Origin of the sequence: Microvenator marinus (assembly GCF_007993755.1) — a bacterium.
Classification (GTDB): domain Bacteria; phylum Myxococcota_A; class Bradymonadia; order Bradymonadales; family Bradymonadaceae; genus Allomicrovenator; species Allomicrovenator marinus.
On sequence record NZ_CP042467.1, the window covers coordinates 3,052,208 to 3,075,301 of the forward strand.

A 23,094-nucleotide genomic window follows, 5' to 3' on the forward strand; every position below is an offset into this window, starting at 1 on the left:
CCATGATTCTAGACATCCAACCCACCCCGGAAGGCGTGCTCGCCGCGTGCAAGCATACGCGCCCCGACTTTAGACTCGCCTTCCAGGACCTCGGTGCACCGTGGCAGAATTTTGTGATTTCGCCGTACGCCGCACGCGCCACCGTGCTGGGGGCGTCATGCGGCAAGCGATTCTATCCGCACGAGCTCAGGGTGCGCATCCCGATGATGCAGGAACTCAATCCCGAAACGGCTGTTTGGGAAGGTGGCACCGTGCCCATGTGGGACCAGGGTGTGTTGGAGGAGCCGAAGTATTTTAGCTTCTTTCAGGACCAGCCCCACGCGGCGTTCAACCCGAATCATCGGGCACAATGGCGCGCCCACGAACTACTTCACGGTGCGGTAGGGTTCTTCTGGCACCCCGAGATGACGCGCTTTGAATTCTACGTCACGGCCCGAATCAACGAGATGTTGCCGGTGGTGCACTGGTACGGCTTTGACGAGGCGGGAAAGGCGCGCTGTGACGCGCACCGAAACCAGACGTTTATCCGAGAGTATTGCCCGGAGTGCGAGAGTTTGGCCGTGCCCTATTGGGAGCAAGACGCGAGCAAGCGCAACCAAACCGACATCTTCCTGGAGCTGGCCGAAGAGATGATGCACGCCGAGTCAGGGGCGTGTCTTCAGGAGATTGAGTCAGGGCGTATGGTTCAGCGCCGGCAGGCACATCTGGACCCGTCGAGCGATGCGATTGGCTACCTGAGAGGGCATTGGCCGCGCGTGACCGCGTGGAGCTTTGGGGCTTGGGTTGAGCGCTTTTTAACACCTCGGGATTACGTTCAGGATGCCTCCGAACTTCTGGCCCGAAGTCAGGCCGTCTACGAGATGTTGCGGGCGGGCGAGCTGAGGTTCGATGCCGATTCAGCTGGGGTATTGGCGGAGAAGAGGCGCGCCCAGGACCTCGCATACCGCCTACTACTGACCTTGGAATGGGTCACTCCGGGCCAGGAGGCCGAGGCCGAAGACGCCGCCGAAGCTGTGTTTGCGCACCTCGAAGACGTGGTCCATGCCGAGTCTGGACTAGACCTCGGACATTTTGAAGCGCTGGAGGATTTGAAAGCGTTTGTGCCTGCCGAGCTCGTGGACATGGTCTTGAGCGACGGGTTCATCCCGAACGGCCCGGCCGTGCAGCAGGTTCGCGCAGGCGTTTTGAGCGCCTATCAGGTGCCCCACGAGGTCAAGGACGAGGAATGTGAGGAATTCGTAGCGTCTGAGGAGTTTGGGGCTGAAGGGCGGCTCGACGCACGATTCGCAAAGTTCTCCGGCCTGGAGTTCCTTGAATTTCAAGCGTGGCTCAACTCTGAGCCGAGACAGGACGTGGAGTCCGACGAGTTCAGCATCCTCCCCGAGGACGTCTCCGAGCTGCAGCTGGGAGACGTGCGACCACACCAAACCTTGCTGCTTCGTGAATTCCACAGCGCCGCAATCAGCCGCGTCTTGGAAGGCTTTGATGAGCTCGAGGAGGGCCAGTACTGGGTGGCGCGCGTAGTGGTCCGTGGGGATGTGCGTGTGATGCTCCTCGACGAGACTCTGCACCACATCCTGACCCACACCTTCACCGACGACTTTTTGGAGTTTGAGGACGAGTTGATGGAACTTCTGGACGAAGGCTTCCTCGTCTACACGCGTCCGGTCTTCCCCAATCCTCAATAGCCCTCAATCAATGCAAGGCCCGTTTTGAGGATCGCAGCGGTCACTATCGTCTCTGAAGCTTGAAACGGAGATCATGTTCGAGTGTCTGCTGTCGGGTACACCCACCCCGTAGAAGATGTCTCCGTCCAGGTTTCTGCTGGGCATAAACGGGTCTGGAAACACAGCGACCATCACATCCTTCTTTTCTCTGCCTTCAAGATCGACCCAAAACGAACCTCGGTCGTCCACCGTTTCCAATGTCTCATTGACGCCATCGTCCCCGCCTGACCAAGTAAAGATCGGCTCTGCAACCGGTCTGGAGTCCACCAAAGGCACGATGGCCAACATCTGCCTCCTCTCAAACCAAAACCGAAAGAGTGTCCAATCGATCCAGACTCCGCCGTCCGGGTGTGAAAGAGCGTAGCGCATCCCGAGCGTGTCTCTTTCAAAGGCACCAATCTGTCTCTTCGTGTTACGACCCATGACGCGTTCAAATTCGGAAACCGGCTCCGCTAGTGGGCTCCTCACGCAAACGCTCTGTTTCATGGTGTAGTCCCCATAAAGAACGGTGTACCGGCGTGTATCAAACGTATGGACCCAGTGATCGACCTGATGAGTTATCAACACAGTAATAGTGTAGGCTCCTGGTTCCTTGAAGGCGCTGGCTGGAATCTTCAGATCTACAATATGGATGTTTGAGCGACGTCTGAACGTCCATCCTGAATCTTGCACCTCAGCCAGGATCTCGCTTCGACCGTGGTCCCAGAGGCGATAGGTGGAATCCACGTTTTGGTAGTTTACAAGAACGGTGTAGCCCAGATCTCCCAGTTTTCCGTTGTACGTTGATGCCCAGTGGTAGGTTGCTATCTCAACGTCATCTCCCATATTGGCGAAAAACAACTCAGTCTGAAAAACGCCGTCGCTAGCCAATCCCGCCTGATGTTTGGGGTGAGGGTACGCCAACGTCACCTGAGCGATACTAGAATTCAAGGGTGGAGCGTCACCCATAAACTCGGCCGCTGTCATATGCGCCCGTTCGGACAGCCTTTCCACAATCTCGAAGGGGCCCTGCTTCATTGTCCAAGTGATTGTCTCAGGTTGGCAGTCTCGCTCTGTTACCCAGAGCTTTGTATCCGGTACATCGTCGTCTGATTTGAATTGAGGTTTCAGCGCCGTCTCAGAATCGACGATGATATCGATATAGGGGTCATAGTCGACAGGCTCTTGAATCTGAATGGGATTCTCAGAATCCGCGCAGCCTACCAAGCTGATCAAGAGCGTCAAAGCAAGACACTGCCAATCTGTTTTATTCAGAATCGACATAGCTCTTCGTTCGTGTTGTAGGCTCCATCACGTGTGTTTGGATTCACTTCAAAGCCGAGATATCGAGCTTCAGAATTCGTGCAAACACCGCTGTCCAGGGTGCTCATTTGCACGTACTCGTATTCATTGTACTCGATGAGAAACCAATCATCCAAAGCGTAGAAGAAAAAGCTGTCCATGATGATCCTCTCCATGGGTACCCGCGGACGGATGACAGTCCCCATAGAAAAGTCACAGTATTCTAGAGTCGAAGGCCAGTTAGATGGCCAAATCCCACTACATTGAACAGCAACGGGTACCGGGAAATCGGTGTCCATGGTCTCAATACTTGTTTGGGCATATCGAGTCAGATAGATACATCCAAAACGATCCAAGCCTAAGTCCGCACAAGGCCCGGGTCCGCTCGAAGACGTGCCGTCACCTACAAGGTTCTGCTCCACTCGCGCTACAGAGCATTGTGCAGCCAAGAGAGGGCCGTCCTGTTGTTCGTCATAAGATTTCGGATCCGAACCAGCACAGTTGATTTCAGCGGAAAACACTTGAAGTTGCTCACCATCAATCGTGACGCTGCCATCCGGGGCGAGCATCATGTCAAAGATGAGGTTGCGTGTTTGCAGATTATCCCATCGCTCAGTCGTTTCATTAAGCCTGTGTGACACTCCATTCTGCTCCAGAATGATGGGCGGGAACAGTGTTCCGTCTACAGATAGCTGGTTTGGCATCGTGGCGCCCAAAAGTGTGCTCATAAAACCGTAGAACGCATTAGCGCTTGGATAAATTCCTGTGTTTGACGTCACCCGGATTACGCCTGTCTTCATGGCCGTGACATCCGCCTCCACGCGCCACGCCTGTTCAGCCGAATCCCAGTTCGTCGTCAGATTACTCTGTTGGCGAACGAGCACCGGATCATCGGTAGTCAATAAATCAGAGATGAGCTGGCTCGTGCACTCACTAGTCGGACATTCACAGTCGTCCGGATCTGTCGCAGGATCGCAATACGTGCGATCAAACGCGAGTGCATTTCCGCCGCCAACGAGTAAAAATAAAATGACGCCTAAACTTCCCTTCCAAGTCAAACCACCCATGATGTCTCCTTTCTAAGTGGGTTTCTGTTGTGGAAGGCAGTCTAACCAAAAAAAAAAAAACAATTTCAAATGGTTTCTTGAAGAAAAACACAAGAGTCACATCTTCGGGAAGATCGAGCAGTTACCCATTCAAAACGAGGGCGCATTCTTTAGCGTGAGTAATCGGCGCCATATGGCCTCCAGGCACTCGTATAATCTTGGCTGAGAGGAGTTTTGCTGCGGCTTGACCCATCTCTGCCGCCGCATCTATGGCGCCTTCGCTCAAGATGATTGTGGCGGGCACACCGAGCTTGCTGATCGCATCTCTGTCTAAAGCGCGAGGGGCATCCGTGACCTCCGCCCCAATCTTTGTCGCAACCCCAATTAGAGCGCTCTTGACGACCTCGGAGAGATGGTCCCAGGCACCCTGGCCATTCCAAAATTCAACAAGGCCCTTAACAGCTTGCTCTGGCACTCCTGCCTGGTCCGCCTTCGCGAACTCATGAATCAAATGCTCCATTTCGTACCGAGCCTTATCCGAAAGGAAGTCTATGAGGAGGGGTTCGATCAAGGTCAGTTGGCTGACTCGGTCTGACTCGAGTGCCGCCAAAAGAGCGATCAATCCACCATAAGAATGCCCCACAAGATGCACACTTTTTAACGGTTCTTGTTGCAGCGCAGCAATCACGACCGCAACATCTTGCTGCACCGCGGAAAGACTCGCATCAAAGGGCGTCTCGCCATACCCTGACAGTGAAATGGCGTGATAGATCTGCGAGGCATCGAGCGCCATCAAACGTCGCCATTGTTGCGGCCCAAGCCCCGAACTATGTACTAAAACTCTCATAGGTGCTTCCTCTTGAAATGTTGGATATGAACGTTGAGCGCGGCTAGCTCCCTCGGGTCGACTTCGGCGTTCGTCCTTAAATTGCTGCGCGCCTTACGCTCCAAAGTCAGTACGTGTTGGCCCTCAACCTTCTTGGCTGCGAGGCCCTTTAGTTCGGCGAGCTCACCCTCTGCAATGAGTTTGCCTCCCTCTCTTAGAATCCAGCCTTCGGGATCAATCGTTACCTCAAGACTTGAACCGATCCCACGAATCCATTGCACTACCGAATAAAGAATTCCAGCGACCATGATTAGTTCGACCACGGGCGCAAGGTTATGAAGGTAGATGGCGGCGCCGAGGAATGCTCCGATTGTCACCATCACCCAGAAATCGGTTGAAAAAACCCCTTTGCTTTTAAAGAAGTTCCCTGGCCGCGGGCGCAAGACCAATCGTTCTGACCCTTCTTCCAAGACAAGAAGACCCTTATCAAAGAACTCGACGAGGGCTTCGTTCCAGCCCTCTTGGAGGGCGGCATGGGCATGCCCCGCACTTGCGAAACGTGCCTCAGGGTTCGCATCCACGCACCTTTCAATCCAAAGCTGAAGACCTGGTGAGATAGCTACTTTGGCATCTTCTACCCAACGAATTCGCCTCGACTTTGGGTCTTGGAACGGATCCTCACCGGTCGCAAGAAAGACCATCAGTGCTCCAAGTGCGTAAACATCGTCCTTCATGTGGTGCCTGAAATACCTCGTCTTGGGATCGAAGTGGCCAGATTGTGTGGAATCTAGCAGTCCGAAGTTGATGAGTTTCAAGCCCTCGGATGTCTGAATAATGTTGGCTGGCTTGAGGTTGCGATGCTCGATAGCTGGCCGAGCCTGATGGAGTTCTTTGAGTATAATGCAGAGCTCCTCCGCGATACTCCAGAGTTGTTCTTCTTCGCGCGGCACCCAGTACTCAAGGCTATCTCCCTCAAAATGCTCAAGCAAAAGGTAGATGTCGAGCTCCTTTTCTCCCTCGACTTCATGGTGCTTGTAGACCCTTGGCAGGGCTCGATGCCCGGACTTGGCAAAGGCGTTCAAAGCAGCCCTGAAGCCATCTATCCCGCAAGCCTGATCCCCTAGCTTGAACACCTTCAAGATTACTGGTTTTTTGAGATCATTGTCCCAGGCGGCCCAGGTTTCCTCGATGCCATGCGTGAGCTTGGAATTTAGCTCAAGCTGAGGAAAGTGCCGCTCAATAGTTGGTTCGGTCGTTGGGTTCATCGTACACTCGACTTGAACCGACGCACGAGCCGGTTGAGCTTTGCGACTTCAGGTTCTGCAACCTCAATAGACGTCTCGAACTTCTCACCATCAACAAGCTCAAGGACAAGCCTCGGAATATCGTGGTGCCCAATCGCGGTCTCAGCGCGAACGCCGTTTAGTTCTTCCAGGCATCCCCGCCTCACCTCTTCACCATTGAGGGTCAAGGTCCAGCTGGAAGTGTCGATATTCAGCTCCAGTCGTCCACTAACTCTGCGCACCACGTAAAAGAACGTCAGAAAGGTAAACGATGTGAATGCTATGCCAACGCCAAGGCCTATCTCAATCAACGCTATCCCAAGAGCGATCAGTCCAATAAAGAGAAGTAAGAGCAGCTCGCCTGAAATGGTGAACTTCGTCCGGGTTGACCAAAGCCATTTTAGCATCGATCCGTTCGTCCTAACGATAAGTCCATCCGGTCTTGTCTCCACCTCAAGAAATCTACTCACCGCCGCCATGTTGATGCCCGAATCCCAACTTTTCATCAGGGCCACTTGCGCTTGAAACGGCGAGGAGAATGACTTATCTGAGCGATTCAGGCATCTTTCAATCCACGCACGAAAATCTGGCGAAAGCTCAACCTTCGAATTCTCCTCCCACTCAATTTTGCCATTGATTCCCAGCACATCTGAGAGCTTCTCGCCGCACGCGAGGTAGACCATCGTCGCGCCAAGACCATAGATGTCGGCCTGAACGGGGTTCGAGAATCGATCCGAGTGTGGGTAGCCGGCTTCCCGAACTTCAGACCAGACCCTCTGGGCGTTAGCTTCCTTTGGATTAAGTAGATAAACGAATCCAAAGTTGACCAACTTGAGCCCGTCAGTGGTTTGAATGATATTGGAAGGACGAAGGTTTCGGTGCAACAAAGGGGGCTGGAAGTCGTGAAGGTCTTTTAGGATTTCGGAAAGTTCGGTCGCAATAGCCTTAAGGTCTTCTTCGCTACGGGGCTGCCAATACTCAAGGCTTTCGCCTTCAACGCCCTCCATCACGAGATAGAAATCGAGCCCATCGACCTTCGACTCGCGGTACCTTTGCACGGCTGGTAGTGCTGGATGACTCGTCTTGACGAAGGCCTCAATCTCTCGCTTAAATGGCTTGATATTCTTCCATTCTCTTGGGTCCTCCAACCTAAATACCTTGATGGTCAGAGGCTTATTGAGCTCGTTATCCCAGGCGGCCCATGTCTCTTCGATGCCATGCGTAAGCCGGTTTTCAACCTTCAGGGTCGGAAAAAGTGTCTCAAAGTGTTGGGCCTCAAGTATCGGCAACCCACTCATCTCAAACTCTTTTTAAACTGTTCTATCAGCTGATTAATGCCTTCCACTTCCAGCTCATCTACCTCGACCTCTGAAACCAATTCTCGGCCACTGATCTCTTTGATGGCCAACATCGTACCTCGGTCGGTATAGCGCCCTCTCAGGCCTTCGAGGCGCTCCAGCGGGCCATTGCCAATGTTCTTACCATTGACCGTGAGCACCCAGCCACCGCGACCTATCACAAGCGTCATATCCTTTCTGAAGAGGTCCACCCCCGTCCAGATCAACGACACGATTGCGATCGCAAAACATGAGAGACTTACGAGCCAGTTGATGGTCCAAAACCAGATACCGACTAGACCGCCGGCCACGAAGAACCCGATTTGCATGGCGTACGTCTCAGGTCGTACACTTTTAGACCGAATGATGAGCTGTGACGGGGGTGTTTCGACCTTTAGTAAACCGCGGTCGTAGAGCTTGACCATTCCATCGGTCCAGTGCTTGCGAAGTGCGGCGATCGCGTGTGACGTATCGAAGAATCTCTTGTCGAGGTCGGCCTCCAGGCATCGGTTGACCCAGAATTTGAGGTGTGCTGATACCTCAATTTTGCTGTGTTCTTCCCATTGGATCCTGTCGTGTTTGAACTCCAAATCGGATGGGTTTTCTCCGGTCAAAAGAAAGACCATCGTCAGGCCCAGTCCGTAGAAATCGCTCCTTGGCGAGGACCTCACGTGTTCGTCACCTGAGTACCATTGTGAGGCCATGAATTGCTGCCAGATGAGCTCGGATTCGGGCGTTCGTGGCCTTAAGAGATGTAGGGCTCCAAAGTTGACAAGCTTTAGCCCCTCCTCGGTCTGAACGATGTTTGCCGGAGTGATGTTTCGGTGAACCAGCGGAGTTTGACCGGCGTGCATTTCGTGCAGAATCAGCAGGACTTCCTCGGCGATTGTCTCTATCTCCGACTCAGTTCGAGCCTGCCAATACTCGAGCGACGGCCCCTCAAAGTGCTCAAGGACCATGTAGAGATTGTACCCATCGATCTCCGACTCACGCTCTTCGAAGACCGTTGGAACGGCGGGATGTTTGAACTTCGAAAGCGCCCAAATGTCGGACCGCAATTTCCCGAGCTCTTCCCAGTAGTCTTGATGTCCTAGCCTGTAAACTTTCAAGGCCACCGGTCGCTCCAGTCGCGGCTCCCAGGCGGACCAGGTTTCTTCGAGCCCGTTGGAAATCCGGTTCTCAACCTTCAGGGTCGGAAATAGTCTTGCGAAGTGCTCCGGCCCAGTTCTCATCTCAAACTCGTCTTGAATTGCCTTATGAGAGTGTTTACGGCTTCGAGCTCACGGACATCGATATCCACGTTTGTGAAGAGTTCGGGGCGATCACTCTTTTGAATGGTTAGCATCGTGCCCTCCCTCGTGCGGCGATATCCGAGACCTTCAAGACTTGAGACCTGACCGTGGTCAACAGTCTTTCCGTTGATGGTCAATTTCCAGCCGGTACTGTCGATGACTAGGACCATCTTTTTACCAAATAGGTCCATGACGTTCCAAACTGCGCCAATGAGTGCGACAGCAAAGAGTGTGTGACTCACAAACTGGCTGATGCCCCAAAACCAGACACCCATCACCCCCGCGACCACTGAAAGGGAAACCTGCAAGGTATAGTCTTGGAAAGTAGGTGATTTTGAACTGATGATGAGTTGAGATGGAGGGGTTTCGATCTGGAGACGTCCACCGTCATAGATTTTGACAAGTCCATCTGTCCAGTGCTTTCGGAGTGCGGCGAGAGCATGCGAAGCGTCGAGAAACCTCTTTTCCGAATCCGGCTCAAACATGCGGTTGATCCAATCTCGAAACTCACTGGTTAGTCCAATTGTGTCGTGCACCTCCCAGTCTAGCTTTCCGTCTTCACGTACCATATCCATTGGGATCTTGCCGGTAGCTAGAAAGATCAATGTGATTCCAAGCCCATAGAGGTCAATGCGAGGCAAGCTCCGATCCATGTCCGCTGAAAGGAATCTTTCAGACTCATGCGTCGAGGCCCAGAGCTGCCTTGCTTCGGCTGTGCGCGGCCTGATGCTATGAATCGACCCAAAATTAATGAGCTTGAGACCATCTTTAGAAACCACAATATTAGCAGGAGTGAGATTGCGGTGAACCAGTGGGGTCTCGGCGTTGTGGATTTCGTTTAGGATGAGCAGGATCTCTTGAGCGATACTCAGAACGTCGTCTTCATTACGCTCTTGCCAGTATTCGAGCGTGTTACCTTCAAAGGTCTCGAGGACGACGTAGATATTGTATCCATCAATCTCCGATTCGCGATCTTCGAACACTTTTGGTGTTGCTGGATGCTTGCTCTGTGAAAGAGCCCAGATTTCGGCCCTAAGTTGGACAAGACCGTCCCAGTTCTCTTGATTGCCGAGCCTGTACACTTTCAGAGTCACCGGTCGACCGAGTCTTTCTTCCCACGCTGACCATGTCTCCTCGAGGCCATGAGACAACCGGTTCTGCACCCTGAGCATTGGAAAGATCTTGGCGAAATGTTCCTGATCGAGTTCACTCATCGCCATCGTGTTCACTCACAAAATTGTTTATGGTCGCGTTCAGCCAATCGATCTCTTCAACGCTAACCTTTACGCTCAGCCTATGACTGTCCTTCGTTGTAATGGCGGCAGGGACTTTTTCCTGGCCATGTGAGATCAACTCAAACTTTACAAAATTATTTATGGGACCAGAATCAATTATACCCTTGGGCGATTTAATGGTGTAGCGCTTGGGGTAAATGGTGATTTCGTTGGGGCGGGTGTAGTGGTCCCAAAAGAGTATGGGTAGAAAGACCAGTCCTGCGAGCACCGGAATCGTCTTTGCTCCCCCAAAGATGGCGATGAAGAGAAGAACGATTGTGATGATCGACGCAAATGCGATCAGTCGCCCCGATTGGCTTGGAGGCTTGATCCTTAACGCGCCGGGGCTAGTCTCAAGGATGAGTTTGGTTTCTATGGGGCGGCGCGCGAGGCGAGTTTCTCCAGAGCCTTCGTTGAGGAGTTTCAGAGCGCTCGAGGCGTCTTGGACGCGATCGTCTACAATGGGCTCGATGAGCTTTGAGATGAATCCCTTGAACGCCGGGCGCAGCGTCAGCACGAGCTGATTCTCCCAGAGCGTCTTCATCTTGTGGACCGGCAACGTATCGGGCGCGCGCCCTGTAGCCAATCGCACCAAAGTCATCCCCAATGCATAGAGGTCACTCGCCGGTACGGCGCGGCCCATCAACTGCTCGTACGGCATAAACCCTGTGGTTCCCACAATGGTGGAGCCGCCCTCATCCGAGGGTGTCACCAACTGCACCGCACCGAAGTCGATGAGGAAGACATCGGGTGCACGATACAAGATGTTCGAGGGCTTGATATCCCTGTGTACAAGCGGCGGAGAGAAGGACTGTAGGTAGAACAAAATCTCCAGAACACCGCGCGCAATTTGCTCCAGATCGGCGGGCGCTGCACGCAGCTTCTCGAGCGAAGGGGCGTCTACAAACTCCTGAATCAGATAGATTCTCAGGCCGTCATCCTCGATCTCCACGTGCCGGATATACTTCGGAATACCTGGGTGATTGAGGCCTTTGAGAACAGTGATTTCGCGGCGAAAGAGGTCGATCCCCTTCCATTCGTCGAGCTCCTCGAATTCGAAGATTTTGACGATCACCTCTTGGTCACGGTCCCGAGCACGCCACGTTTTTGCTTGTCCTTGGCCGAGGTATTCCAGCCATTCCAAGCCGGGGAGCGCATCGCGATGTTTGGACTCGATTTCAGTCATCGGCGTTCTCCAGGATCCAGAGTCGAATCTCGTGAACGATGCGTTCCGCCTCCTTGGTGGTCACGGTGCGAGAAAGCTGAAGTTTGTTGTTCGGCTTGACGTTGATCATTGGCACTCCCGCTTCACCTTTGCTCGCTAATTTTACGTAAGGCTCTTCGAGATCGCGCAAAGGTACTATCGTTCGGTCTTGGCGCTCCTGCCAAATCAGCCCCTTTTCTTTTGAAAAACGCAGCGAAAATCGCTTAGAGCCCTCGAGTAATGACCAAAATGCGATCCCAAAAAAAACAAGCGGGAGAAAGAAAAGCGGCCATAGTCCAAGCCGCATGGGGATCAAGAGAAACACAATGCCTAAGACCGAGAAGATGTACCCACCTATGGTATGTGAATGATACTCGTCTTCATCAAAGACCAGAAGGTCACCGTCATTTCGATAGTAGGTCAGCCGTTTGATGCGTTGAGGGTTCGTGTTGAGCTGGATGCTGCGCTCGCGGCGTTTGACGGGGACCAAGTCCGCTGTGCTCGGGATCGCGAGGGCATTCTCGTCATCGAGATCTCTCAAAGCCTGGCGGGCATCTTTGGGGCGCGCCTCAACGTCGGGCTCCAGAAGCTTGTCGAGCCAATTTGAAAAATGCGTGTCTAGATTTGCGCGCGAGCGCCAATCGAGCTTCAGGCGTTTTACCGGCAGTTCCGCAGGGTGACACCGTGTGGCCACATGAACCAGAGTGGCCGCGAGGGCGTAGAGGTCGCTGCCAGGTGCCGCGCGACCTGCAAGCTGTTCGGGCGGCATATAGCCTGTGGTTCCGACGATTGTGGTCCCGCGCGAGCCCTGATTTTGCACGGCACCAAAGTCCACAAGAAAGACCTTGTCGTCTGCGCCGAGAATCATGTTCGCGGGCTTGATATCTCGGTGCAAAACTGGCGGATACTGGGAGTGAAGATAGCCCAGAATCTCGAGCACGCCTCGTGCGATATGCTCGAGCCTCTGCTGGTCAAACATCTCGGAGCGGGCGAGTCGAACCTCAAGATTGTCGCCCGCCACAAAAGTCTGGGCGAGGTAGAACTCGGTGCCGTCATTCTCTTCGAAGGCGTCGATATAGGCTGGGATGCCGGGGTGGTTAAGCTTTCGCAGTGCCTCGGCCTCGCGCTGAAAGAGGTCGATGGCTTTCCATTCATGGGCGAGCTTGACGTGAAGGGTTTTGAGGGCAACGAGTTGCCCTGTGTGTTGGTCGTGGGCGAGGAAGGTCTGACCCTGTGCGCCGTGCCCGATTTGCGAGATCAAGCGGTACCTTTGGTGGACCAGAGTCTCCGGGCAGTTGGCGGACATGCCGAGGACTTCTCTGGCCACGGTTGCGCGCGCTGCCGCCCATTCGTCGGCGTCCAAGGTGCCGTCGCCGTTGCGATCAAAACGCGCGATCAACTCCCCCGGATTTGTGCGCATTTCGGCCAGCCGCGCTTCGATTTGAGAATCAATGGAGGTGTTCAACCAAACTCCGTTTGTCGTGCACTTTTGAAGCACCCTAAACGGAAATTGCGGTTCCTTCTAGACTCATCCGGGCCCGACACAGGCGGACGCGCAGTATCCGAGGCCAGGCCAGCTCTCGCTCGGCTGCCGGCACACATCGGCCTCGTCATCGCACCCAAGCCCGCCGTCCAGATAACAGAGCTTTCGGCAAGTCCCGAAGAAGCATAGGTGGCCTGGGGCGCAGCGTTGTTCCGTGCCTGCGCATGACTCCATCTCTTGGAGGACGTGTTCGCGCTCAGGCACGAGGCAGGCTCCAACCACGACGGCTTGCTCGCCCATGACTTGTTGGGCTGGTAGGCATGATTCGCCGCCGGAGCAGCCCTGGGCGCGCACGACGTCGCATTGCCCAATATACTGGCCTGGATTCGGAAATTCGCAGGTTTCCACGCTGATCTCAGACATATCGACCGGCATGTCCTCTTCGGTGCCGGGCATGTCTTCTTCGGTGCTGGGCATGTCTTCTTCTGTACCGGTCATGTCTTCTTCGGTGCCGGTCATGTCTTCTTCTGTACCGGGCATGTCTTGCATGTTGGACATATCTTGAGTGTTGGACATGTCTGCCGTGCTTGGCATATCGCCCTGATTGTAGACGGGTTCCGGACCGCCCTCGGGATCACCGCAGGCAACGAGGAGGATAAGTGTACAAGCGGCTTGTAGCCGCTTGAGATGGGTAGGGTAAGGATACTTCATAATCAAATCTATCTAAAAGCCAATGTCACTAGATGAATCTTAACATCAATGATCAATCTTTTAACATTAAGTTGGGATTTTAGATAAATTGGATTTTGGAAGACTTCTCCACTCCCTTCCCACGCGGCTACCGCGTGTACAGGTTAGAGTGCTTCCACCCGAATCTTGCCCGCAGTCACACGGTTTTGCCCGTCGTGCGCCGCACGTGGCGTGACCTTCATCCGGTTCGAACCCACAAAGAATCCGAAGTTCAAGTTGTAGATGCCGGGGGTGCTGTAGTTCTCGATCTTGAGGTGATGCCTTGAGCGCACCACGTCTCCAGGCAACCAGAGGTTCGTGGGGAACCAGCCGTCGTTCGGGTAGTGATCGCCATTGATTCGGTTTCCGGGAGTGTCCACGTGCACGAAGATTTTTTGATTGCCAGGCACGCGATTCAGGACCCTGAAATAGTAGTCGATCACAGCTGTCTCGCCCCATTTGTACACCGGATGCCCGTCCTTACCCGCCGGCCTGTCATAGGACACGCCCAACATCTCGAGCTGGCCATCGAACTTGGGGTGTACCTTCTGGCCATCTGCGTCCACAAGCAGCGGATTCTGAATCACCGACTCATCTTCGATGATGCTTTCCGCCACGTAGTTATGATCTTTCTCGCCGTCTTCGAGCTGGTTCGAGACCAGCAGGAGTCGGCTCGAGCGGGCATCGAGCACCACCAGGTTTTGCTTGGTCTGTCGGCGGATATCCTGGTTGATCTTGGCCAGATTATCGCGCGGAATCACGGCGAAGAGGCGCTCAGGCGACGCGAACTTCTGGCGGAACTCGGCTGCGTTCGCGATGGTTTCCAAGTCCTGCAGATAGACCGAAGACTCACGATCAGCCACGTCGTAGCGGTAGAGTTTGGCGTCAGCCTCAGCACTCTCCTGATAGGTTTCAAACACGCCACGCTGGGAAAGGTGGTTGGTCAGGTCAGGGATAAACTTCGTCTGGTAGACCAAGGTCGTGACGAGAGCCAAGCCAAGGAGGATGAACACGAAGCCCTTCTGAGACTCCACAATCCCCGCCACGCGCGGAATCAGGCCGTCTTCGGCACGGAAGGCCTCTTTTTGGGCAGAGCGCGCCTCGAACGGACGCTCAGATTCTGAGTCCGAGCCTTGCGAGAGGTTCTTGATGCCGTCGCGAATGCTGACGAACCAGCCCTTAGGACCGCGCTTGAGCCACTGAATGGCTCCAGGTGCTCGCCGAAGCGTAATTCCGGCCCAAGATAGCAGTCCGAAGAAGTAGACCACGAGCGTGGCCATCATGGCGTATTTGAGCACTTTCATAGCGCGCCCAAAACTGAAGTCTTCCTCGAGGTCGAGTTTGTCTTGGAGCACAGTATAGACTTCTACAAAACGCGCCGGGAAACGCTCGAGGTCTTTACCCACCATCATCACGGCCGCCACGGCGAAGAAGCCCATCGCGTAGAGCGCGAGCGGCTTTTGTCGCAGCTCGTCCCAAAACTCGTCGTCCGCGAACATCACCCCCACACCGATGGCGAGCGCGAGGAAGCCCGGGAAGAAGTAGTGGCTGTAGATGGAGCCGAAGATCATCAACACGGCGCTAAACGCTGCCCACACAAGCACCAGCCTTTTGGCAGCTGTACGCTCGGCCTTCACGTCGTCCGCATCAAGCCGGGTGGCGCGCCCGAGGTACGCAAGTCCAAGCGGAACGATGCCTACCCAGGGCACGATCGCAAATCCGATCTGGCGCACCCAGAGGTCGAAGGTCATATGCTTGGAAACAAGGCTAGTGCCGAAGATCTCGTGCTCCAAGAAGAAGGTGAGCACCGGGATCTTCCCAAAGACTTCGCCATTTTGGAGAAGGGTTGGATTCGCGGCGCCGTAGGTCCAGCCAACACCAAAAATCACGGCTGTTAGCGCAAGAAGACCGACCCAGCCTCGGCTCCAAAACGCCTGGCCGGGTCTTGAGTCTCGTGCTGCCCAGAAGAGCCCAAGGCTCAGGAGCAGCGGGATGAGTACGCTTACGATTTGGCCACGATGAGGGATAAACACGTCTTTCATCTCGGCCAGATCGCCGGAGCCCCAGGCCCACGCAAATGCAACCGCGCTCAACCCAATCGAGGCGGAGGCTTCGATCAATCGGCGCTTTTGAATCTTGCCTTCGGAGATGGCTTCGGTGAGCGCGTGCACACCCAGAATCACGAGCACGAGGAGTACACCAAAGAGACGTTGGTCTAGGAAGACGAGCGTCATGGCTGCGGTGAAGAGCCCAAGCCATTGAGCACGCTTTTCTTGAGCGTAGACAAACTCAAACCAGGCCATGAACGCGAGGCTTGTGGTGACCACAAAGAGAACCTCGGTGGCGAGGTTGTGCGAGGCGATGAAAATCACGGGGAAGGTGGCGAAAACGAGGCCCGAGATGAGACCTGCGCGCGTGGAAAACCGCTTTCGCACCCACGCAAAATTCACCATCACCAGCACCCAGAGCGCGAGCGCGAATCCCGCGCGGGTTTTGAGCTCGAGCGCACCGACTTTGACTTCACCGCTCCCTGCGCCGAGCGACATCAACCAAACCTTGAGAAGCGAGCGCCCCACGGGCTCACCCTCCAAGGTGGGGACCACGGCGTTATAGCTTGGTGCGGCTGGGTTTGTGCTGGGCTCAGCGGGTCCACGAGTGGCGTATTCTTCGGCAACGAGAAACTCGCTGGCTTCCCATGGTTCCCAAAAACCGACCGAGCTCAGGTTGAGACCAAAGATGATGGCGACCAAGACCCCGAGCACAATCCATGCGGCCCTCGAGCCTTTGGGGCTCTCGAGTTTCTGGGTGAACGAATCCATGTTCATGCTGATTTCTTAGGTTCTAGAAAGAGAAATGCGCTGCTTATATGCCCGATTGCGCCGGTATCGAGATAGCCGTCTTCGCCGATTTCGAGCGGGCCTTTTTGATCCCAGTAGCCTGAGAAGAGCACGTCGGACTTGACCAGAAGGGGGCCTGACTCGTCGGTTTTTGCGCCTTTGATTTTAGCAACATAGCCTTGCACCGGGCGGCCCACGGAGTGACGGCGTCTGGCTTCGGGGCGCTCCAGATGCGTGATTCCGGCTTCGGGAATTCCGAACATGCCGCAAACCGAAACGCCGGACGCATCCAAGATATCGAGGACTTCGTCGGCCACAGGCGCGAAGTTCTCGGCATGAGTCCCGAGCAGGATACGCGCGACTTTTCCGCCAAAATAGGAACGGACCGGCTCGTAAAGCACCTTCGCAGCCGCTTTTTCGCCAATCATCTGCAGCGCCCGCGCAAAACCAAAGGGATTTTCGTCTTTGAGGAAATTCGGGGCGCGCTCGATATGCGCCTGCCATATCTTGAGTTGCGACTCGATCGTGGCAGGGCCGCATGCAATCACGGTCGGCTGAAGCACCCCAAAATCTGCTTCGAGCTCCGCAAGCCCGTCAGCGATGGCGAGTGTTCGCCCCTGAAGCATGGCCGCCATGGTCAACAAGATGGCGTAGAACCAGGAATAGCCCATCAGGACCGCGAGCACGTCGGAGTCTTCGAGCTGCAGGTCGCCACCCAAATACTCCAGCATCACGGCCAGTTTACCCCCGCCGAAGGTTGCGCCATGCGGGTCGTCACCGGGCTCAAACGCAAAGAGGATTAGAGCCGGTGCGTCGGGCGCAAGGTTGTACATGCGTTTCGCGAGGTCATCGAGGGCGCCGCGCTGCGCGCGATACTTTCCGCGTTCAAGAAGGTGCGCAATATCGCTCACGCTCTCCTGGCGTGCGGCCTTGACCTCCTTGAGGCAGATCCAACGCAAGTGGTCGGGAAGGTTTGCGCCTTGACCGCGGATATCCAAAAGGCCGGCCTCATCGTAGACCACGATCCAGTCGGCCCCAGCCCTAGCGAGGCATCGCAGGGTTTCTCGGCGATCGCGGCCCGACGCGAGCGGGACTACCACGCCGCCGACCATCCAAACCGCCCACGCAAGCTCGAGCCATTCAGGGCAATTTCGGGCCACCATGCCTACGCGCTGCCCAACCTCAAGACCCGCGTCCATGAGGCCAATGGCTAGGCGTTGCACGCGACGAGTCCACTCAAAATAGGTCTGTGAGACGCGCTCCGGCCCCTTGGCGCCGCGCTCCACCCTCAAGACCGCGGGTCGGTCTTTATGATCTACGGTGAACCGAGTCCAAGAATGGGTCGCGAAATTACGCATGGATTAGTATCCGCTGGTGCCCTTGCCACCGGTGACGATCGCCACGGACGACGAGCATCCGAGCCTGTTTGCGCCGGCCTTGAGCATATTTTGGGCATCCTCGTAGGTTCGAACGCCACCGGACGCTTTGACGCCCATATCCGGCCCAACAACAGCGCGCATGAGCGCGATATCTTCGGCCGTTGCGCCGCCTGGGCCAAAGCCCGTTGAGGTCTTTACGAAATGCGCCGAAGCTACTTTGGAGAGTGCACACGCCACCACTTTTTCGTGCTGCGTGAGCATGCCGGTCTCCAAGATCACCTTCACAAGTTTTCCGGGTACAGCCTTCACCACTCGTTCGATATCGTCGGTGACGAGGGCATAATCTCGCGATTTGAGCGCGCCGATATTGATGACCATATCGATCTCATCGGCGCCACAGCGCACGGCTTCGCGTGCCTCAAACCCCTTAGACCCGGGCGTGCCAGCACCCAGGGGAAAGCCTACCACAGCGCAGACCTTCACACCGCTCCCAGATAGGAATGACGCGGCGAGCCGGACGTTGGCAGAGTTGACACAGACGCTAAAGAAGTTGTGTTTTCGAGCTTCTTCGCAGAGTGCCTGGATGGAGTCGCGGTCGGCGTCGGGCTTAAGCAAGGTATGATCGATGTAGCGCGCGGTTTCCATGGTGGAAGGCATGACTTTGGGCGCCGAGAACTCGGAGGACTCGCGCACCATGGGGTTGAGTCCACACGACTGGCAACCAGAAGACGGAAGGTCGCATGTCAAACATCCGGGCGCGTGGACTTTGCGTCCATCAGCGCGCTCAGCTTGAACCGGAGCGGCCTGCGGCCCCATCAATCGGTCACGAACGCGATCTGTAATCGCATCTACTAACGCATCAATACTTCTCTCATCCACGCAAGACCCCTTGGGTGCAGCCAATCGCAACGCCGTCTTTTACCGCAAGAATCAAAAATTGTACAAGCGGCTTGTACCCTCTAAGAGAGCAGCGACATTCGCGCCCAAATCAGGCGTGTAATACCCGCCTTCCTGGACTACGAGCGTGGGGTAGCCCAACTCAGCGATGCGCGCACCAAGCGTGGTGTAGTCGGCTGTGAAGAACTCGAAGTCGCCGATAGGGTCCAGCCGATACGTATCAAATCCAGCGGCCACGATCAGATAGTCTGGCGCGAAATTTTCAATCGCAGGCAAGGCATCTTGCTCCAAGGTCTGCATCCACTCCTCAAACGTGATCTTGGTGGGAAGCGGGAAGTTCAAGTTGTAGCCCTCCCCACGCCCAGAACCGGTCTCGTTTGGGAATCCACAATAGAAGGGGTAGAACTCCCCGGGATCGCCGTGAATAGAGATGGTGAGGACCTTGTCGTCCCGGTAGAACATGCTCTGCGTGCCATTGCCGTGGTGAAAGTCGATATCCAAAACGGCTACACGCCCGGCGCGTCTTAAATAGCGCGCCGCAATACCCGAGTTATTGAAGTAGGAGTAGCCGCCAAAATGGTCTTTCGTGGCATGGTGGCCCGGCGGACGCGAGAGCGCGTAAACCACCGGATGTTCGCCCTTCTTGAGCAGGCGCGCACCTTCATAGGCGCAGGCCGCACTCCAGGCTGCTGCATCAAAGGTTCGGTTGTTCAGCGGTGTGCCCGAATCAAAACAAAAACACCCCGCTTGTCTTAGGGTCGTAGGATCGCCCTTGGTCTTCGGGTCTCGCGGAAACACACTGGGGTAGAAAGTCTCATCCTCGGGTAGCTGGCGCGCCGTGTTGTAGAGGGTGAGCAAGTTGTAGTTGTGGGCATCTCTGAGCGCCGAAAGAGGCTGGGCCTTGGGCGCACGCATCTCGAAGAGCTCCGGGCGCGCCTTGAGCGCCGCCAGAATGTTCTCGGCCCGCGCCGTGGTCTCAGGATGGTCGATTTTCTCGCCAAATGCCCATTCGTAAACAGGTTTAAAGGCGAGTTGGTCAGGGTGAAAGAAACAAGGGATCATGGTTGTGTGATCACAGTGCTCCAGATGTTCATGTCTTCAAAACCCTTACCAATTCTGCACGAGCGAGCCATGCGTCCTCGGTGTTTGAAGCCAAGTTTCTGAAACGCACGGTTGACGCCCGGGATTCGGGCGCGTGCCAATGTAAAGGCGGTGGGATAGCCCATCTCCTGAAGGTCCAACATAAGGCGATGCAAGATGCTCTGCATCAAGCCGCGCCCTCGATGCGAGGGACGGGTGGCGCAATCGGTGAGCTCGGCGGTCAAGGCCTCAGGCACGAGGTCTGCGCTTGCACAGGCAGCGATAACGCCACCTTCTCGAATGATTCTGAACGGAGTGCCGGACTCGATTTGCTCCGCGATATACTCCGGGTCCGAACTCGGTGTGGGGTAATCTACAAAGGTCTCGCCGAGCAAATCCGCGATTTCTTGAGCATCTTTGAGGGTCGCCAATTCCGAGATATGTGCGGGCGCTTTTTCCAGATCGAAGGCTGGCCAAGGCCGCTGCAAAACTTTGTCTGCTGCGCGCACTGCCTCTTCATGGGCGAGGTCCATGCGTGCTTCTTCAACGCCGTAGCCGAGTACTGCGCAGTCGTCTTCGCCGCGGTAGAAGCCGGGGATTACGCCCTCGAGTTCGAATCCAGTCTCCTCCATGGCCGGCGCGAGACCAGCATCAACAAGAGCCACAACTCGCCCGCGTCCACAATCTTCTGCCAGTTCAACCAACGACTCACCCAGCGCGTTTCCATCAACGTCTGAGGGGGGATGATCGCACCGAACACGGTCTGAATAGAGGTCATCAACCACTTCGAGCGTGATGCCCGAGGCTTGAAGTTCCACCGTGTTTTTCTGGGGCGATTCGTGGTCGGGACGAAGGGCTTCTTCCACAACACTCAATAAAGACAAAACTACCTCACTTCGCTAACACTAATAAAATCAAAGTGTTAGACGTGTGATACCATGTAGGTGCCGCATTTACAAGCTTGGAGACCAAGCTAGAGGCCTCGACATTCGTTGCTAATGCACGCCTGCAAGAATTCACAGCCACCACAATTCACCGCCATGGTCTGTCCGCAGTTATTGGTGAAATCAACGGTTCCGCACTTTCTCTGGCAAAATGAAGTGGTGTCGTTCACTGGTGTGCAGCACTCGTTTCGGGTTGAGCACACTTGAGATTGACTACAGGTGTTTCCACAGCTGTATTGACATCCAGCCTCGGTCGTGTAGTCGCCACACCGACCCGTACAAGAATCTGAATCGAGACAAGTACAGTCGCAGTTTATCGAACGTACCTGACCACAATTGTCCATCACGTCGGTGTAGCTTGGTTGGCACTCTTGGTTTAGTGCGTCATTGAGTCTCGCGCACATCTCTCCATCCGTTTCTGGAAGGCAGCACACGTTTCTATCCGCGCCGGTCTCGGAGTTTGAGTCCGGGGCACAAACTTGGCCCATTTCGCATCCACAATTCGCTGTACGTTCAACTCCGCAATTGTCCTCAGCTATAACCTCACCACACTCTCCAATTCGGTTGCAAAACCCTTCGTTAGTCTCTGGGAGGCACACACATGCGTTTTCCGAGCAGACTTCTCGATTGGGATCACAGGACCCACAGTCGATGCTTTGATCGGTACCATCGCATTTTGGGAAATCCACCGACCCGCAGGTGTAGCCGAATTTCTGGCAAATCTCTTCTGGCGTACGGTCAACGCATTCGCATGCATTTGCCTGGCACTCTGCTGGAAACTCACACGTCCCACAGAGGACCTCTCGACCTTCGTAGTCCACCAAACCGCACGTCGCTTCTGCGTCCGAACAGATTTCGGCATCGGATTTATCGGGGCTACCACAACGGTTCGCGGTGCCGCCCCCGGCGCACTGCAGGTCATCGGGGCATGCTCCGCAGTCCTCGATGCTTCGCAAGACGCCGCACGCATCAGTCACATCAAGCGAGCCACATTGGGCCAAAGCGGCTTCACAGAGCTCGGTGTCTGATTCCGAGACGCAGCCGGCATCGGACTCCATATCCGTCACATTGTTAGAGGCATCATCCGTGTTCATGTCCGGAACAATCGCGGGAGCGGACGGCGGGGCCTCAATGCAGGCCAAGGTTGGTCCAACCAAAAGAAGGAGTACCAGTGAAAACAAGCGCATGTACAATTCTCATGAGGTGTAGTTGTGCCGCATTCAAAGTCCGCGGCACTCATTGCTCACACACGCTTGCAGAAATCCACATCCACCGCAATCTACCTGTATGGTTTCCCCGCAATTATTGGTAAAGTCTACGGTTCCGCACTTGCCCTGACAGAAGGCAGTAGAGTTATTGTTGGGGGTACAACACTCATTCGTAGTGGAGCAGACTTGGTTGGCGTTGCAATTGGCGCCGCAATTTGCCACGCACCCGTCGTCAAGGACCACATCGCCGCAACGTCCCTGACAGGTCGCCACTGGATCGAAGGAACACGCACACGAGCATTCTACGGTCCGCATCTGGCCGCAATTGTCCAACGCGTCTTCATAGTTGGTCTGACAGTTGTTGGGATCGGAATTCAACACAGTGCACAATTCGCCGTCGGTTTGGGGTAAGCAGCACACTGAGCCGCTGGTGTTCTCATCTGCGCTTGGTACGCAGAGCTCTTCGCCCGCGCATCCGCAATCCGCTGTTCGCATGGAGCCGCAATTATCTTCAGCGGTCACATCGCCGCACTGCTCCACTCGAGCGCAGAACGCCTCGTTGGATTCTGGGACACAGGTGCAGACGTTATCGTTGCAGACTTCATCCGCTTCCGGGTCGCACTGACCGCAGGCGATATCTACGGTTTCGCCGAGGCAGTTGGTATATTCGATCGTACCGCAGTTCGCGCCTGCGTCATTGCAGATCGTGGCTTCATCCACACCTACGCACGCGCAGGTATTCTCAACGCATTCCGAGCCCTCGGCACACTCGCCGCAGTATGCTGGGGCGCCTTCAACGTCGATGGTTCCGCACTCAGCGCTCACGGCTTCGCACGCCTCGGGGTTCGCTGGCGCCTGACACGTATTGGACTCAGTACACTCGAGCCCTTCGTCGCATCCTCCGCAATCAAAGGTTCGGCTTTCACCACAATTATCGATTCCTTCGATTTCGGAGCATTCGGCTTCGATGCGCTCGCAAAATTCTTCGGCACTTTCGGGCAGACATTCGCCCGCGTCTTCGCCGCCATCTTCGCTAGACATATCGCCGGCATCTTGGGTCATATCCGAGGTATTTTCGGCATCACCATCGGTTTGTGGCGCTGGGGCTGAAGGTGAGGAGCTGCAGGCGGCAAGCGAGAGAGACAATAGCAATAGGGCAAGTTTCTGCATGATACATCCTTGGCATTCGAATATTAAATTCAGGTTAATTATGAGTTCTGAATTTAACTTTAGCGGATGTTGGGACGCAAAAAAATACCTCGGCGCA

At 55.1% G+C, this 23,094-nt stretch carries 18 protein-coding genes; 1 reads left to right on the top strand and 17 read right to left on the bottom strand.

Annotated elements, in window-relative coordinates; all coding sequences use genetic code 11:
* Nucleotides 1–2: 2 nt before the first annotated feature.
* Nucleotides 3–1,688, top strand: a complete 1,686-nt coding sequence (locus FRD01_RS12495; protein WP_146960114.1) for a hypothetical protein — start codon at nucleotides 3–5, stop codon at nucleotides 1,686–1,688.
* A 3-nt stretch (nucleotides 1,689–1,691) separates the two neighbouring features.
* Here FRD01_RS12495 and FRD01_RS12500 read toward each other — a convergent pair whose 3' ends face one another.
* The 17 genes from FRD01_RS12500 to FRD01_RS12580 form a co-directional block, all read right to left on the bottom strand.
* A complete protein-coding gene (locus tag FRD01_RS12500) occupies nucleotides 1,692–2,990 on the bottom strand; it encodes a hypothetical protein (protein WP_146960116.1) in 1,299 nt (432 codons plus the stop codon).
* A complete protein-coding gene (locus FRD01_RS12505) occupies nucleotides 2,978–4,075 on the bottom strand; it encodes a hypothetical protein (protein WP_146960118.1) in 1,098 nt (365 codons plus the stop codon). The genes FRD01_RS12500 and FRD01_RS12505 overlap by 13 nt, the downstream gene beginning before the upstream one ends.
* Nucleotides 4,076–4,196: 121 nt before the next feature.
* Nucleotides 4,197–4,901 carry an alpha/beta fold hydrolase gene (locus tag FRD01_RS12510; protein ID WP_146960120.1) on the bottom strand — a complete coding sequence of 235 codons (705 nt, stop codon included), beginning with the start codon at nucleotides 4,899–4,901 and terminating at the stop codon, nucleotides 4,197–4,199.
* Nucleotides 4,898–6,145 carry a serine/threonine protein kinase gene (locus FRD01_RS12515; protein ID WP_146960122.1) on the bottom strand — a complete coding sequence of 416 codons (1,248 nt, stop codon included), beginning with the start codon at nucleotides 6,143–6,145 and terminating at the stop codon, nucleotides 4,898–4,900. The genes FRD01_RS12510 and FRD01_RS12515 overlap by 4 nt, the downstream gene beginning before the upstream one ends.
* Complete coding sequence (locus FRD01_RS12520) at nucleotides 6,142–7,461, bottom strand: serine/threonine protein kinase (protein WP_146960124.1); 1,320 nt, start codon at nucleotides 7,459–7,461, stop codon at nucleotides 6,142–6,144. Before FRD01_RS12520 ends, FRD01_RS12515 begins: the two co-directional genes overlap by 4 nt.
* A complete protein-coding gene (locus FRD01_RS12525; protein ID WP_146960126.1) occupies nucleotides 7,458–8,732 on the bottom strand; it encodes a serine/threonine protein kinase in 1,275 nt (424 codons plus the stop codon). Before FRD01_RS12525 ends, FRD01_RS12520 begins: the two co-directional genes overlap by 4 nt.
* Nucleotides 8,729–10,006: a serine/threonine protein kinase gene (locus FRD01_RS12530; RefSeq protein ID WP_249755586.1), complete on the bottom strand. Its 1,278-nt coding sequence runs from the start codon at nucleotides 10,004–10,006 to the stop codon at nucleotides 8,729–8,731. The genes FRD01_RS12525 and FRD01_RS12530 overlap by 4 nt, the downstream gene beginning before the upstream one ends.
* Nucleotides 9,999–11,252 carry a serine/threonine protein kinase gene (locus FRD01_RS12535; protein ID WP_146960130.1) on the bottom strand — a complete coding sequence of 418 codons (1,254 nt, stop codon included), beginning with the start codon at nucleotides 11,250–11,252 and terminating at the stop codon, nucleotides 9,999–10,001. The genes FRD01_RS12530 and FRD01_RS12535 overlap by 8 nt, the downstream gene beginning before the upstream one ends.
* Entirely contained in the window at nucleotides 11,245–12,735 is a 1,491-nt protein-coding gene (locus FRD01_RS12540; RefSeq protein ID WP_146960132.1) for a protein kinase domain-containing protein, read from the bottom strand. Before FRD01_RS12540 ends, FRD01_RS12535 begins: the two co-directional genes overlap by 8 nt.
* 63 nt (nucleotides 12,736–12,798) lie before the next feature.
* The gene (locus tag FRD01_RS12545; protein WP_146960134.1) at nucleotides 12,799–13,464 is read right to left on the bottom strand and encodes a hypothetical protein; all 666 of its coding nucleotides are present in this window, start codon (nucleotides 13,462–13,464) and stop codon (nucleotides 12,799–12,801) included.
* Between the two features lie 143 nt (nucleotides 13,465–13,607).
* On the bottom strand, nucleotides 13,608–16,307 hold the full coding sequence (locus FRD01_RS12550) for an ArnT family glycosyltransferase (protein WP_146960135.1): 2,700 nt from the start codon (nucleotides 16,305–16,307) through the stop codon (nucleotides 13,608–13,610).
* On the bottom strand, nucleotides 16,304–17,677 hold the full coding sequence (locus tag FRD01_RS12555) for an AMP-binding protein (RefSeq protein WP_146960137.1): 1,374 nt from the start codon (nucleotides 17,675–17,677) through the stop codon (nucleotides 16,304–16,306). The genes FRD01_RS12550 and FRD01_RS12555 overlap by 4 nt, the downstream gene beginning before the upstream one ends.
* Before the next feature lie 3 nt (nucleotides 17,678–17,680).
* Nucleotides 17,681–18,343, bottom strand: coding sequence for a deoxyribose-phosphate aldolase (gene deoC / locus FRD01_RS12560; RefSeq protein ID WP_146963948.1), 663 nt, complete (start codon nucleotides 18,341–18,343; stop codon nucleotides 17,681–17,683).
* A gap of 285 nt (nucleotides 18,344–18,628) precedes the next feature.
* Complete coding sequence (locus tag FRD01_RS12565; RefSeq protein WP_146960139.1) at nucleotides 18,629–19,657, bottom strand: histone deacetylase family protein; 1,029 nt, start codon at nucleotides 19,655–19,657, stop codon at nucleotides 18,629–18,631.
* Nucleotides 19,654–20,559 (bottom strand): GNAT family N-acetyltransferase, encoded by a 906-nt coding sequence (locus tag FRD01_RS12570; RefSeq protein WP_146960141.1) that lies wholly within the window; start codon nucleotides 20,557–20,559, stop codon nucleotides 19,654–19,656. The genes FRD01_RS12565 and FRD01_RS12570 overlap by 4 nt, the downstream gene beginning before the upstream one ends.
* Before the next feature lie 89 nt (nucleotides 20,560–20,648).
* Nucleotides 20,649–21,806 carry a hypothetical protein gene (locus FRD01_RS12575; protein ID WP_146960142.1) on the bottom strand — a complete coding sequence of 386 codons (1,158 nt, stop codon included), beginning with the start codon at nucleotides 21,804–21,806 and terminating at the stop codon, nucleotides 20,649–20,651.
* A gap of 33 nt (nucleotides 21,807–21,839) precedes the next feature.
* Nucleotides 21,840–22,997 (bottom strand): hypothetical protein, encoded by a 1,158-nt coding sequence (locus FRD01_RS12580; RefSeq protein WP_146960144.1) that lies wholly within the window; start codon nucleotides 22,995–22,997, stop codon nucleotides 21,840–21,842.
* Nucleotides 22,998–23,094 lie beyond the last annotated feature (97 nt).